The organism is Paenibacillus apis, from assembly GCF_018333295.1.
In the GTDB taxonomy this organism is placed as follows: domain Bacteria; phylum Bacillota; class Bacilli; order Paenibacillales; family Paenibacillaceae; genus Fontibacillus; species Fontibacillus antibioticophila.
Window position 1 is genome coordinate 1 of the sequence record NZ_BORS01000086.1, and the last position, 255, is coordinate 255.

Annotated in this window: 1 rRNA gene; it reads right to left on the minus strand. The window is 54.5% G+C overall.

Annotation, left to right across the window (positions count from 1 at the left end):
• A 23S ribosomal RNA gene (locus tag KI362_RS25435) occupies positions 1-255 on the minus strand; the annotation flags it as partial.

Genomic DNA, 255 nt, shown 5'->3' on the forward strand with positions numbered 1-255 from the left:
CTTTGCACTCTTCGAATGATTTCCAACCATTCTGAGGGAACCTTGGGGCGCCTCCGTTACTCTTTAGGAGGCGACCGCCCCAGTCAAACTGCCCGCCTGACACTGTCCCCGTACCGGATCACGGTACTAGGTTAGAACTCCAATACGATCAGGGTGGTATCCCAACGGCGCCTCCACCGAAGCTGGCGCTCCGGATTCCTAGGCTCCCACCTATCCTGTACAAATCGTATCAAAGTCCAATATCAAGCTGCAGTA